This is a genomic window from Ideonella flava, from assembly GCF_051857595.1.
GTDB lineage: Bacteria > Pseudomonadota > Gammaproteobacteria > Burkholderiales > Burkholderiaceae_C > Ideonella.
This window is the reverse complement of sequence record NZ_JBPZHD010000003.1, coordinates 375,249-388,396: the sequence shown is the minus strand read 5'-3', so window position 1 is coordinate 388,396 and position 13,148 is coordinate 375,249. Positions and strand designations below refer to the sequence as shown.

General features: G+C 70.2%; 12 protein-coding genes. 7 read left to right on the top strand and 5 right to left on the bottom strand.

Annotated elements, in window-relative coordinates; genetic code table 11:
* The first annotated feature begins 369 nt into the window (after window positions 1–369).
* Window positions 370–1,365: an IS110 family RNA-guided transposase gene (locus ACS5PM_RS08480; protein WP_439387160.1), complete on the top strand. Its 996-nt coding sequence runs from the start codon at window positions 370–372 to the stop codon at window positions 1,363–1,365.
* A 50-nt stretch (window positions 1,366–1,415) separates the two neighbouring features.
* On the opposite strand, the gene ACS5PM_RS08475 is transcribed toward ACS5PM_RS08480, so the two are convergent.
* The gene (locus tag ACS5PM_RS08475) at window positions 1,416–1,796 is read right to left on the bottom strand and encodes a response regulator transcription factor (RefSeq protein WP_439387159.1); all 381 of its coding nucleotides are present in this window, start codon (window positions 1,794–1,796) and stop codon (window positions 1,416–1,418) included.
* 136 nt (window positions 1,797–1,932) lie between these two features.
* Between ACS5PM_RS08475 and radA the strand changes: the two genes are divergently transcribed.
* The 3 genes from radA to ACS5PM_RS08460 are packed head-to-tail and all read left to right on the top strand — an operon-like array spanning window position 1,933 to window position 4,522.
* Window positions 1,933–3,300 (top strand): DNA repair protein RadA, encoded by a 1,368-nt coding sequence (gene radA, locus ACS5PM_RS08470; protein WP_439387158.1) that lies wholly within the window; start codon window positions 1,933–1,935, stop codon window positions 3,298–3,300.
* Between the two features lie 5 nt (window positions 3,301–3,305).
* On the top strand, window positions 3,306–4,103 hold the full coding sequence (locus tag ACS5PM_RS08465) for a metallophosphoesterase family protein (protein ID WP_439387157.1): 798 nt from the start codon (window positions 3,306–3,308) through the stop codon (window positions 4,101–4,103).
* Window positions 4,100–4,522, top strand: a complete 423-nt coding sequence (locus ACS5PM_RS08460; RefSeq protein WP_439387156.1) for a hypothetical protein — start codon at window positions 4,100–4,102, stop codon at window positions 4,520–4,522. The genes ACS5PM_RS08465 and ACS5PM_RS08460 overlap by 4 nt, the downstream gene beginning before the upstream one ends.
* A gap of 15 nt (window positions 4,523–4,537) precedes the next feature.
* Here the strand turns inward: ACS5PM_RS08460 and ACS5PM_RS08455 are convergent, their stop codons facing one another.
* On the bottom strand, window positions 4,538–5,131 hold the full coding sequence (locus ACS5PM_RS08455) for a PEP-CTERM sorting domain-containing protein (protein WP_439387155.1): 594 nt from the start codon (window positions 5,129–5,131) through the stop codon (window positions 4,538–4,540).
* A 170-nt stretch (window positions 5,132–5,301) separates the two neighbouring features.
* Window positions 5,302–5,883 (bottom strand): PEP-CTERM sorting domain-containing protein, encoded by a 582-nt coding sequence (locus ACS5PM_RS08450; protein WP_439387154.1) that lies wholly within the window; start codon window positions 5,881–5,883, stop codon window positions 5,302–5,304.
* Window positions 5,884–6,201: 318 nt separating this feature from the next.
* Here ACS5PM_RS08450 and ACS5PM_RS08445 point away from each other — a divergent pair, with 318 nt between their 5' ends.
* From ACS5PM_RS08445 to ACS5PM_RS08435, 3 genes are all read left to right on the top strand, one after another.
* A complete protein-coding gene (locus tag ACS5PM_RS08445; RefSeq protein WP_439387153.1) occupies window positions 6,202–7,125 on the top strand; it encodes a branched-chain amino acid transaminase in 924 nt (307 codons plus the stop codon).
* A 19-nt stretch (window positions 7,126–7,144) separates the two neighbouring features.
* On the top strand, window positions 7,145–7,363 hold the full coding sequence (locus ACS5PM_RS08440; RefSeq protein WP_439387152.1) for a zinc-finger domain-containing protein: 219 nt from the start codon (window positions 7,145–7,147) through the stop codon (window positions 7,361–7,363).
* Window positions 7,364–7,793: 430 nt separating this feature from the next.
* Entirely contained in the window at window positions 7,794–9,311 is a 1,518-nt protein-coding gene (locus ACS5PM_RS08435) for a sensor histidine kinase (protein ID WP_439387151.1), read from the top strand.
* 9 nt (window positions 9,312–9,320) lie between these two features.
* Here the strand turns inward: ACS5PM_RS08435 and ybiB are convergent, their stop codons facing one another.
* Window positions 9,321–10,241 (bottom strand): DNA-binding protein YbiB, encoded by a 921-nt coding sequence (gene ybiB / locus ACS5PM_RS08430; protein WP_439387150.1) that lies wholly within the window; start codon window positions 10,239–10,241, stop codon window positions 9,321–9,323.
* 78 nt (window positions 10,242–10,319) lie between these two features.
* On the bottom strand, window positions 10,320–13,139 hold the full coding sequence (locus tag ACS5PM_RS08425; RefSeq protein ID WP_439387149.1) for a nitrate reductase: 2,820 nt from the start codon (window positions 13,137–13,139) through the stop codon (window positions 10,320–10,322).
* Window positions 13,140–13,148: the final 9 nt, after the last annotated feature.

The following is a 13,148-nucleotide window of genomic DNA, read 5'->3' as shown; positions in this document are numbered from 1 at the left end:
CCGCACCGGTATGGAGCCCAGGGCGTGCGCGGATCCGGCTTTGCCGGTCCGCTGCGCGAGCACCCTTGGGGGGCAGGCCCCGGGAGGGGCCGTGGGGGCCAACATCCTTTGCGCGGATCCGGCTTTGCCGGTCCGCTGCGCGAGCCCCCTTGTATGTTCGAAGCCGTATTCAGCATGATTCGAATGGGCGAATGGTCAGCTGCAATCGACTTGCTGCGATTCATAGCTTCGGTTCGTGGGTACGTGCACAGCCCGAGCCCCCTGTGAGCCTTGAGCTCGTCCCCAAGCACTGGGCGTGCACGTTCCTTCGTTTGCCGCCAAGCCCGAACAGTTACCCGAGTCCGAACTCGCATGACGCAAGGATGGGACATGGCAAACGTTTCTTCTCACGAATCGGTCGCCAGCGCGGCGCTGGCCTATGTCGGCGTGGACATGGCCAAGGCCACGTTCGTCTGGGCGCGGCACGGCGACTCCCGCAGCCAGTCGTTGAACAACGCCCAGGACGGCTTCGAGGCCCTGTTGCACGCGCTTCGGGACGGGCCAGTGGGTCTGATCGTCATCGAAGCCACGGGCGGGCTGGAGCGAGCGCTGGCGCTGCGGCTGGTCCAGCACGGCTTGCCGGTGGCGGTGGTCAATCCGCGTGCGGCGCGCGAGTTCGCGCGCTCGATGGGGCACTTGGAGAAGGACGACACCATCGACGCGATCGCGCTGGCCCATCTGGCACAGACCTTGGCCGCCAAGCCCAACCAGGCCGGTGTCCGCTTCGCACCCGCGCCACCCGAGGTGGAGGCGCTTCAGGCGCTGGTGCAGCGCCGAGCGCAGTTGCTCAACATGCGCACGGCCGAACAGAACCGTCGCGCCGGGGCCGTGCGCGTGCTTCAAAAGAGCATCGGTGCGGTCATCAAGACATTGGACAAGGAGATCGCCAGGCTCGACCACGACATCGACGATCACCTGGACAAGCATTTCAAGGCACAGACCGCCCGCCTGGGCAGCATCAAGGGCGTCGGGCCGGTGACTTGTGCTGTCGTCCAGGCCTTCCTGCCCGAACTGGGTCATGTGTCGAACCAGCGCATCTCCAAGCTGGCCGGGCTGGCGCCGTTGAACCGCGACTCCGGTGCCGCGCACGGCAAGCGCCACATCTACGGCGGGCGCAAGATCGTGCGCTGCACGCTGCACATGGCCATGCGCAGCGCCGTGCGCTTCAACCCTGTCATCAAAGCCTATTACGACCGGCTCATTGCCGCTGGCAAGACTGACAAGGTGGCCGTTACCGCCTGCTCGCACAAGCTGCTGCGCATCCTCAACGCCATGGCCCGCACCGGAAAGGAGTGGAACCCCGAGCTTCATGGCATCACCGCTTGACGGCGAACACAGTTGCTTGGGGGGCAGGCCCCGGGAGGGGCCGTGGGGGCCTAATCCCCCCAGCCGACGAGGGCCAGGACTTGCTCGATCACGTCGCCCGTGAGGGGTGTGCGGAACAGGCGGATGCCGGCGGCATCGGCGCGGCGGCGTTCGGCTGCGGTGCCGGGTTCGGCCAGCAGCGCGATGTGGCAGCTCGGATGTTGCTTGCGCAGGCGCTCGCCGGTCGCCAGGCCTGCTTCACCCGGAATCTCGACGATCACCAGGTCGGTCTCGCCCTCGGCCAGCTCGACCAGCGCGCTCTCGCCATCCCCCGCCTCGTTCACCCGCGCGTCGGGCCAGCGATTGCGGATCAGGCCGGCGGCGTGCGTGCGCGACACCGCGCGGGCGTCGACGACGAGGATCGAAGGGGCGAGGACGACGGCACTGCTCATGGTGGAACTGCAAGTGGAGGTGGTGTGCGAACGGATCATCGGCCGGCCCCGCCGACAATGAACGCCGGAAACGCGCCGAGTCGCGCCCCTATTTCACGGTCGCCAGCCCGGTCTGGCGGCCCCTCGATCCCAGCCGATGAGCAAATCCAAGTCGATCTACGTCTGCAGCCAGTGCGGCGGTACCAGCCCGAAATGGCTGGGCCAATGCCCTCACTGTCGCGCCTGGAACTCGCTGGAGGAGTCGGTGGCCGAAGCGCCGGCCGGCCAGGCGAAGAATCGCTTCCAGTCGCTCGCCAGGCCCCAGCCGGTGGCCACGCTCAGCGAGATCGAGGCCGCCGAAGTGGCCCGCACGCCCACCGGGCTGGAGGAGCTGGACCGCGTGCTGGGAGGCGGCATCGTCGAAGGCGGCGTGGTGCTGATCGGCGGCGACCCGGGCATAGGCAAGAGCACGCTGCTGCTGCAGGCCGCCGATGCGCTTTCGCAGCAGATGAAGGTGCTCTACGTGACCGGCGAGGAGTCGGGTGCCCAGGTCGCTCTGCGGGCACGCCGGCTCGGCCTGGCGGGCAAGTCGCTGCGCGTGCAGGCCGAGATCAACCTGGAGCGCATCCTCGCGACCATCGAGGTCGAGCAGCCGGCCTTCTGCGTCATCGACTCGATCCAGACGATGTACTCCGAACAGCTGTCCAGCGCGCCGGGCTCGGTGGCGCAGGTGCGCGAGTGCGCGGCGCAGCTCACTCGCAGCGCCAAGGCGGGCGGCTGCACCATCGTCCTGGTCGGCCACGTGACCAAGGAGGGCGCCCTGGCCGGGCCGCGCGTGCTCGAGCACATCGTCGACACGGTGCTGTACTTCGAAGGCGACACGCATTCGAGCTTCCGCCTGGTGCGGGCGATCAAGAACCGCTTCGGAGCGGTCAACGAGATCGGCGTCTTCGCCATGACCGAGAAAGGCCTGAAGGGCGTCAGCAACCCGAGCGCGATCTTTCTCTCGACGCACGGCGAGCCGGTGCCGGGCTCCTGCGTGATGGTCACGCTCGAAGGCACGCGGCCGATGCTGGTCGAGATCCAGGCGCTGGTCGATTCGGGTGGCCCGAGCCCGCGACGCCTGTCGGTCGGCCTGGAGCGTGACCGGCTGGCGATGCTGCTGGCCGTGCTGCACCGGCACGCCGGCATCGGCTGCCTGGATCAGGACGTGTTCGTCAACGCGGTCGGCGGCGTGCGCATCAGCGAGCCCGCGGCCGACCTGGCGGTGCTGCTGGCCATCCGCAGCAGCCTGGCCGGCCGCCCGCTGCCGCGGGGCTTCGTCGCCTTCGGCGAGGTCGGGCTGGCCGGCGAGGTGCGGCCGGCGCCGCGGGGGCAGGAGCGTCTGAAGGAAGCCGCCAAGCTCGGCTTCTCGGTCGCGCTGGTGCCCAAGGCCAACGCGCCGAAGAAGCCGATCGAAGGCCTAGCCATCCACCCGGTCGAGCGCATCGAGCAGGCGATCGACGTGTTGCGCGAGCTAAGCTGAAGGCCATGCGCTGGGCCATCCTCTCCGACATCCACGGCAACCTGCCGGCGCTCGAGGCCGTGGTGCGGGCCATCGAGTCGGAGGGCATCGAACACGTGGTGCAGCTCGGCGATGCGCTGTCCGGGCCGCTGTGGCCGGCCGAGACCGCCGACCGGCTGATGTCGCTGGACTGGCCGGCGATCGCCGGCAACCACGAGCGGCAGGTGCTGACCCTGCCGCTGGACAGGATGGGCGCCACCGATCGCCACGCTGCCGAGCGGCTGGACGACCAGCAGCTCGCCTGGATGCGCGCCCTTCCGGCCACCCGCTGGCTCGGCGAAGACGTCTTCTGCTGCCACGGCACGCCGACGAGCGACCTGGTCTACCTGATGGAAACCGTGACGCCCGACTTCGGCCTGCACGGCTCGAGCGGGATCCGCGCCGCCAGCGCCAACGAACTTGCCGAACGCCTGGGCGAGACCGGTGCTGCGGTGGTGCTGTGCGGTCACTCGCACGTGCCGCGTGTCACCCACGCCGGCGCGAGTCTCGTCCTCAACCCCGGCAGCGTCGGCCTGCCGGCCTATGACGATGAGCATCCGCACCGTCATCACGTCGAGGCCGGCAGCCCGCTCTCCCGCTGGGCGGTGCTCGACCGTGTCGGGGGTGGGTTCGCCGTCGCGCTCAGGGCCACGCCGTACGATCATGAAAAGGCGGCACGCCAGGCCGAGGCGAACGGCCGCGGCGACTGGGCCGATGCGCTGCGCACCGGCCGCGTCGGCCGCACCGAGACGGATGTCAAACGAGAACGAGGAGTGGGCCAGTGAACAAGCACGAGGTGATCGGGTGGGGCCTCGGCTCGCTCGCCGTGGCCGTCGGCTACGTGCAGTGGGGTTGGCAAGGCGTGTTGCTTGCCATCACGCTGGTGGTCTTCTGGCTGCTGCTGCAGTTCAGCCGCGGGGTGCGCAGCCTGCGCGAAGCGGCGGGCGCGCCCGTCGGCTCGGTGCCCAGCGCGGTGATGCTGCACACCCGGCTCCAGGCCGGCATGAACCTGCCGGCGATCCTGCGGCTGGCCGGCAGCCTGGGCCGCAAGGTGGCGGACGATCCGGAGACCTTCGAATGGGCCGACGAATCCGGCGCAACGCTGAGGGCAGAAATGAAAGCGGGCCGACTGGCCCGCTGGGAGTTGCTGCGCGCCGGCCAGGCGGAGGATGCGGCCCGCTCCGAGCCGCCGCCTCCGGCCTGAGGCGGTGGTTCCGCTTCAGCCGCCCAGGCGACGGCGACGCAGGGCGGACACGCCGAGCACCGCCAGGCCGCTGATGAACATGGCATAGGCGCCCGGCTCGGGCACAGCCACCGCCTGGTACCAGGCGCTCGTCGTGCCGCCGTAGTCGATGCCTTGCACGTGGGCGGCGAAGTCGGTGAAGTGGTCGGCTCCGCCGTCCCAGGTCCAGCTGACGGTCTCGTCGTCGAGCAGCCGGTCCTGCTGCTTGCCGGTCAGGTCGAAGCGGAACTCCCAGCCGCCGCCTGGCCCGCCGCCGTTGGCCATGCTGACGGACGTGTCGCCCTGGACATCGGTGACGTTGCCCACCATGTCGCCATCCACCGCCAGGGCGCCGAGGAAGGGCTCCGAGCCGGTGAACTGGTCGAGGCCATAGGCATCGAGGGTGAACAGGACGTCATCGCCCGACACGGTGGCCGTGAGCGTGGCAAAGCTGATCTGCTCAGGGGCGCCGTCGCCGGAGATCAGTTGCCCGAACTCGTAGACGGTGGTCTGGGCGCTGGCGCCCAGGGGCGCGAGCATCACGGCCGCGCAGGCGGCCAATGGGATGGTGAGACGGTTGTACAGGTTCATGGTCAAACCCTCCACCACGGCCGGGCCTCGACAGGGATGCGTGGAAGCCGCGCTGCCCCCAGGCCTGGCAATGGTCAGAATCGTAACTGGATGTAGCCTTTGTTGGAAATCAAAGCGTCATCAAGTCTCAACGTTTTGTGCACTGCACCGGCGGCGCTCGTGGCGCCGCTTCACCGCTGGCGGCGTCGGCGCGCCATCACGCCGATCACGCCCAGGCCGGCCAACATCAAGGCGTAGGAATTCGGTTCGGGCACCGCCAGGGCGGCGTCGTACCAGGCGTTGCTGGTCTCGCCGTACTCGATGCCCTTGACGTGGATCGCGAAGTTGTCGAAATGACCTGCGCCACCGACCCAGGTCCAGGAGACGGATTCGTTGTCGAGCAGCTTGCCGGTGGTGTCGCTGAAGTCGAACTTGAACTCGAAGCTGCCGTCCGGGCCATCGCCCTTGCCCATCGTCACGTTGGCGTCGCCGTTCACGTCCGAGACTGCGCCCGTCTTCAGGCCATCGACAGACATGGCGCCGATCCACGGCTCGGCTCCGCTGAACTGATCCAGCCCGTAGGCATCGAGCGTGAACAGCACGTCGTCCCCGACGACGGTGGCGCTCAGGGTGGCAAAGCTGGCGGTCAACGGTGCGCCGTCTCCCTGGATCAGCGAGCCGAAATCGTAGGCTTCGGCCCACGCCGGCGCCGGGGCCAGCGCGGCGGCCACGAGGGCCAGGGCGCCGGTCACGCGGTGCAGAAACGAACGCATCGAGATACCTCCATGAATCTTGTGTTGGTTGGACTCGCACCCCCTGACGGGGGCTGAGTGAGGGGTCTGGTGGGGAGTGTGCGTAAAAGCCTGTACTGTTAGAAGGTGTAAGTAGGGTTCGAGTTAGGGGGAAAAGAGGAGGTGTGGTTTGCACGCCGACAAAGGGTGTGAAGGAATGCACGAACCCCTGCGGGTGCAGCGTTCCGGACTTGACCGCCGACACCTCGCCGTCCCTCGTGGGAAGGCCTTGGCGCCCACCTAGAATCTGCCCTTCGCCCGTTGCTCGAACGGGCCAGGAATCACGAGAGGAAGAGCGCCATGGGCATGGACGATCGCGACGGCAAGATCTGGATGGATGGGCAGCTGGTGGAGTGGCGCGACGCCAAGATCCATGTGCTGACCCACACGCTGCACTACGGCTGCGGTGCCTTCGAGGGCGTGCGCGCCTACGACGCCGTCGGCGGCACGGCGATCTTCCGCCTGCGCGAGCACACCGAGCGGCTGTTCAACTCGGCCAAGATCCTGCGCATGAAGATCCCCTTCTCGCTGCAGGAGGTGATGGATGCGCAATGCGCCGTCGTGCGCGAGAACGGCCTGAAGAGCGGCTACCTGCGCCCGCTGACGTGGATAGGCTCCGAGAAGCTGGGCGTGAGCCCCAAGGGCAACAAGATCCACCTGATGGTCGCGGCCTGGCCCTGGGGCGCCTACCTGGGCGAAGAGGGCATGAAGCGCGGCATCCGGGTGAAGACCTCCAGCTTCACCCGCCACCACGTGAACATCACCATGACCCAGGCGAAGACGGTGAGCAACTACACCAACTCGATCCTGGCCAACATGGAAGCCACGGATGACGGTTACGACGAGGCGATGCTGCTCGACGCCTCGGGCTTCGTCTCCGAAGGCGCCGGCGAGAACCTGTTCATCATCAAGAACGGCGTGGTCTACACGCCCGATCTGTCGGCCGGCGCGCTCAACGGCATCACCCGCAACACCATCTTCTCGATCTGCCAGGACCTCGGCCTGAAGCTGGTCGAAAAGCGCATCACGCGCGACGAGGTCTACATCTGCGACGAGGCCTTCTTCACCGGCACCGCCGCCGAGGTCACCCCGATCCGAGAGCTGGATCGCATCGAGCTGGGCGCGGGCATGCGCGGGCCCATCACCGAAAAGATCCAGGCCGCCTTCTTCGACATCGTCAACGGCCGCAACGCCAAGTACGCCGAGTGGCTCACCCGCGTCTGACCCCACACCTCCATAGACCATGAGTGCCGTGTCCCCTGCCGCCGCCGCTGTCGTGGAAGTCACCGCCAAGGATCTCCAAGGTCCCGGCGTCGTCTTCTGCCCCAACCCCAAGATGCCCCTGTGGAGCAACCACCCCCGCGTCTTCATCGATCTGGCCCAGGAGGGCGAAGGCAAGTGCCCGTACTGCGGCACCGTCTATCGACTGAAGGCCGGCGAGACGCTGGGCCACGGGCACTGAACAAGGCCCCTACGCCGCCTACGGCGTCGGTCCCCCGAGGGGATCGGTCGCCTAGGGGCGGCCCGTTGGCGACCGAGCAGGCCCCTACGCCGCCTTCGGCGTCGGTCCCACGAGGGGATCGGTCGCCTAGGGGCGGCCCGTCGGCGACCGAGCAGGCCCCTACGCCGCCTTCGGCGTCGGTCCCACGAGGGGATCGGTCGCCTAGGGGCGGCCCGTCGGCGACCGAGCAGGCCCCTACGCCGCCTACGGCGTCGGTCCCCCGAGGGGATCGGTCGCCTAGGGGCGGCCCGTTGGCGACCGAGCAGGCCCCTACGCCGCCTTCGGCGTCGGTCCCACGAGGGGATCGGTCGCCTAGGGGCGGCCCGTCGGCGACCGAGCAGGCCCCTTCGCTGCCTTGGGCGTCGGGCCCCGAGGGGATGGGCGTCGCCCGGTGAACACGGCGCGCCCCCCGTTACCGACCGAGGCCGCGGTCTGGGCCGAAGCCAACGCTGCGCTGCTCGACCTGCTGCGCCGGCGCGACCCGGCGCATGCCCTGCAGCGGTTGGCGCGGGCCTGCGTGCACCTGCTCGGAGGCCGCTGGAGCCTGATCGAGGCGCGCCATCGCGGGCACGCCATCGCGGGCGGCCGTTTCGAGGCCCGCCGCGAGCGCCCGACCGTGCCCGCCGGCCTGGCCTGGCAGGTGCCGCTCAAGCACCTGGGCAGCACCGTCGGCACCTTGCAAGTGGAGTTGCCTGCCGGCACCGAGCTGGAGACGGCGTCCGAACGCCTGCGCCCGCTGATGGAGGCCGCCGGCGAACTGATCGCCCACTGGCTGGCCGCCCGCGGGCAGGTCGGCGCCGACTCGCTGTCGCTGCAGCGCGCGGCCATGCGCGAGGGCGGCACTTTCGTCTGGGAATGGGACCTGGCGACCGACGCGCTGGGCGACATCGACGAAGGCGCGCTCATGCTCGGCTACCCGCCGGGCAGCATTGGCCACACCCAGGCCGACTGGGACCGGCTGATCCACCCCGACGATGTCGACGGCGTCGAACAGGCCTACCAGGCCCATGCCCGCGGGGAGATCGAGAGCTACCGCGCGGTCTACCGGGCGCGCGCCGCCGAAGGCGACTGGCGCTGGATCGAGGAGCGCGGCCGCATCGTCGAGCGCGACATGGCCGGTCGGCCGACGCGCATGTTCGGCACCCAGACGGACGCCACGCTGCAGCACCAGCTGGAACAGGCCCGGCGCAACCAGCTGGCGGCGGAAGCCGCGAATGCCGCGAAGACGCAATTCCTCTCCCGCGTGAGCCATGAGCTGCGCACGCCGCTGAACGCGGTGCTCGGCTTCGCCCAGCTGCTCGAGGTCGATCGCGGCGAGCCGCTGACCCTCGCGCAACGCCGGCGGGTGCAGCTCATCCGCCAGGCCGGCGACTACCTGCTGGCCATGATCGGCGACCTGCTCGATCTTTCGCTGGTCGAGGCCGGCCGGCTGCCCATGCAGGAGGAGTCGGTGCCGCTGGGCGCGCTGGTGCGCGACTGCCTCGACCTCGTGCGAGGCCAGGCCGCGGAGGCGGGCGTCATCCTGGCGCAGCGGCTGATCCGGCCGCGTGTGGCGGTTCGAGGCGACACCATGCGGCTGAAGCAGGTGCTGATCAACCTGCTCAGCAATGCCATCAAGTACAACCGGCGCGGCGGCAGCGTGGAGCTGAGTGCGCACATCCAGGGCGGGCAATGCCTGCTCGAGGTGCGCGACACCGGCATCGGCCTGCCGGCGGACCGGCTGGACAAGCTTTTCCTGCCCTTTCAGCGGCTGGGCCGCGAGTCCGGCCCGGTCCAGGGATCGGGCCTGGGCCTCGCGCTTTCGCAGGCCCTCGTGCAGGCCATGGGCGGCTCGCTGAGCGCGCATCCGCTGCCGGCCGAAGAAGGGCCGGGCACGGCCTTCAGGCTCGTGCTGCAGCTGGCGGACTGAAGCCCGTCGTCAGCCGAGCCGGCCACGAAGCGCCAGGAGGCACTGCACCTGGCGGGTGATCGGCTCGGGCACAGGCAGTTCGCCAGCCCACATCGCGCGGATCGTCCGGGCCGTGCCGGCGGCGTCTATGCCGCCCGGCAGCTCGGGCAGGGCGGTGAGGCTGCCACCCTGGGCCTCCACCGACAGGCTGTCATCGCGCAAGCCGCCGACGAAGCACTTGAGCGCGGGCAGCCGGCGGGCATCAGCCACCGGCTCGCCTTCCGTGCCGCGCATCAGCAGCGCCGTGGCACCGGTCAGCGCCAGGAAGTCGGACAGGCTGGTGGCGTATTCGGGATGGGTGTGGTTGACCACCCGCAGCGCGCCGGGCACGGCCGGCAGCAGCTTGGCCAGCGTGTGGCCGGAGTTGCGAACGCCGAGCACGGCACGCAAGGCCAGCAGCGCGGCGAGCGAGGGATGCAGCACGTCGATCGGCATGAAGACCGGCTGGCCGGCGGCCCAGCGGGCTTGCGCTTCGGCGGCGCCCTGTGCCGGAGGCAGGTCGAGCGCTTCGAAGACCTGGGCACTCGTCGTGCGGGCGGCATCCGTGAGCGGCCCGTGCACCAGCACCGGCACGCCCTCGCGCGCCAGCAGCAACGCCAGCAGAGGCGTCAGGTTGGGCAGCTTGCGCGCGCCGTTGTAGCTGGGCAGCACGATGGCCGGCGAAGGCGCATGCAGCGCGAGCGTGCGGGGCACCACGGCGTCCATGAAGCCGGACAGCTCCTCCGGCGTTTCGCCCTTGATCCGCATGGCGAGTGCGAAGCCGCCTTTCTCGAGGTCGCTCAGCCGGCCGTCGAGCAGCTGGCTCATCAGGTCGAAGGCCTTGTCTCGCGACAGCGGCCGGGCGCCGTCCTTGCCGCGGCCGATCTCCTTGAGGTAGACAGCGATGCTCATCCCGGCATTGTCAGGCCGGTCGCTGGCGCCCCCTCGGGCCGGCGGGGGCGAACGGCCCTGAAGCCGGTCTTTCGGGGTTCATGCCGCGACCGGCACCACCTTCGCGATCGAGCGCAGCGTGGGCAGGCAGGAGCCGCAGTTGGTGCCGCACTTCAGCGCCGCCTGGCATTGGGCAATGCGCTCGTCTAGCGCGCCGGCGCGCTGCGCCAGGTCGGCCCGGATGGCGGCCTCGTCGACGTTGAAGCAGGTGCAGACCTGCGGGCTGCGCGGCGTGGCGGCCTTCTGCGCCAGCGCGCCGGGTGCCAACAGCTGTCGGCCCGGGCCGGGCAGGGTCTGGTCGGCTTCGAGCAGCTGGCGCAGCCAGGCTTCCCCGCTGACGTCACCGGCGACCCAGAAGGCCTGCAGGCGCTCGGCGCCGTCGGGATCCCGCGCCACCTTGAGGGCGCGCTGCTGGCCTCGGCGGGCGTCCTGGTAGGCCAGCACGCCGGGCGCGCCCAGGCCCAGCATCTCGCGCAGCGGCGCCAGCACCTGCGGCGCCGGTGCTTCGGCGGCGCCCGCGCGCAGCAGCAGGCCCAGGCGGCCGGCACCATCCGGCCCGACGACGGTGCCGGTCAGGGGCCGGTCCGGCTCGCGGCCGAAGGGCAGCAGGCTCGCGTACCCGAACAAGGCCAGGGCGGGCTTGAGCCGCTCGCGCAGGGCCAGCGCTTCGTCCGCCGGCAGCCAGGCCATGGCCGTCAGCCGCCAAGGCAGGACGAGCTTCTCGATCGCGACCGCGGCGTGCTTGAGCTCCGGCTGCTTGGATTGCGGGCAGAAGCGCGGCGTGGTGAGCGCGTTGACGCCGGACATCGGACGGCCTTGCGCATCGTGGCCGGACAGCACCTCCTCGCCCCAGTGCATGGCGATGAAGGCCTGCGTGGGCGCGATGGCGTCGCTGCCGCGCGCCGGCAGCACCACCTGGCCGCGGCGCGAGCGCACGCGCACCAGGTCGCCCTCGGCGAGCTTCAGGCGCTGCAGGTCCTGCGGATGCAGGTCGATGCAGGGCCATCCCTCGTGGCCGTAGAGACGGCCGAGGGTGCCGGTGCGGCTCATGCCGTGCCACTGGTCGCGCAGGCGGCCGGTGTTGAGGCTGAACGGGAAGCGCGCGTCGCGCGGCTCGGCGAGCGGTGCGAAGGGCACGTCGGCGAACGACGCCTTGCCGTCGGCCGTGGGGAAGACGCCGTCTTCATACAGCCGTGCCTTGCCTTGCTCGGCGCCCTCGGGCAGCGGCCACTGTTGCGGGCCGAGGGACTCCAGCATCGCGTAGCTCAGGCCGGTGATGTCGAGGTCGCGGCCGCGGGTGGACTCGCGGTGCTCCAGCCAGACCGATTCGGGTGTCGGGTAGTCGAACAGCGCCGCGCGTTCGGGCGCGATGCGGGCCGCCAGGCGCTGGGCGACGTCGCGCGCGATGGCCCAGTCGTGCCGCGCCTCGCCCGCGGGCGGCACGGCGGGGCGGACGCGGCTGATGCGCCGCTCGCTGTTGGTGACCGTGCCGTCCTTCTCGCCCCAGGTCGTCGCGGGCAGCAGCAGGTCGGCGTAGCCGCAGGTCGCAGTGGTCGCAAAGGCCTCCTGCACGATGACGAACTCGGCACGCTCCAGGGCGCGGCGCACGGTGGCCTGGTCGGGCAGCGACTGCGCGGGGTTGGTGCAGGCTATCCACAGCGCCTTGATCTGCCCGTCGGCCGCCGCCTCGAACATCTCGACCGCGGTCTTGCCCGCCGCCGAGGGCACCTCAGGCACGCCCCACAGGCGGGCCACTTCGGCGCGGTGCGCCGGGTTGGAAAGATCGCGGTGCGCGCTCAGCAGGTTGGCCAGGCCGCCCACCTCGCGCCCGCCCATCGCATTGGGCTGGCCGGTCAGCGAGAAGGGCCCGGCGCCCGGCTTGCCGATCTGGCCGGTGGCCAGGTGCAGGTTGATGAGAGCGGCGTTCTTGGCGGTGCCGGCACTGCTCTGGTTCAGGCCCTGGCAATAGAGCGACAACGTGGGCGTGTCCTGGCCGAACCAGCGCGCCGCGGTGACGATGTCGGCCTCCTTCAGGCCGGTCAGGCGGGCCGTCTCGCGCGGCGTGTACTCGCGCACCCGGTTGCGCAGGGCGGCAAAGCCGGTGGTGTGGGCCTCGATGTAGCGCGTGTCGGTCAGGCCCTCCCACAGCAGCAGGTGCAGCAGGCCGTGGTAGAGCGCCACGTCGCTGCCCGGCAGCAACTGCAGGTGCAGGTCCGCTGCCGCGGCGGTCTCGGTGCGCCGCGGGTCGGCGACGATCCACTTCTGGGCCGGGTTGGCGCGCTTCGCATCTTCGAGCCGGCGCATCAGGATGGGATGCGCCCAGGCCATGTTGCTGCCGGTGATGAACACCGTCTGCGCGTGCTGGAAGTCCTCGTACGAGCACGGCGGCGCATCGGCGCCCAGCGTGGCCTTGTAGCCGGCCACCGCGCTGGACATGCACAGGCGCGAGTTGGTGTCGACGTGGTTGCTGCCGATCAGGCCTTTGACCAGCTTGTTGAAGACGTAGTAGTCCTCGGTCAGGAGCTGGCCGGAGATGTAGACGCCGATCGCATCCGCGCCATGGGCCTGATGGATCGCTGCGAGCTTGCTGGCGGCCTCATCGAGCGCCTCTTCCCAGCCGATGGCCACCGGCGCCGCACCGCGTGCAGCACGTCGCATCGGCGCCAGCAGCCGCGTCTGCCGCGTGACCGATGCGGTCGCGGTCAGGTGCAGCGTCGAGCCCTTGCTGCACAGCCGGCCCAGGTTCGCCGGATGCTCCGGGTCGCCGCGCACGCCGGTGATCTGCGCACCGTCGTGCTCGATGATGACGCCACACCCGACCCCGCAGTAGCAGCAGGTGGACTTCGTTTCGTGTGCCACGTCGCTGCC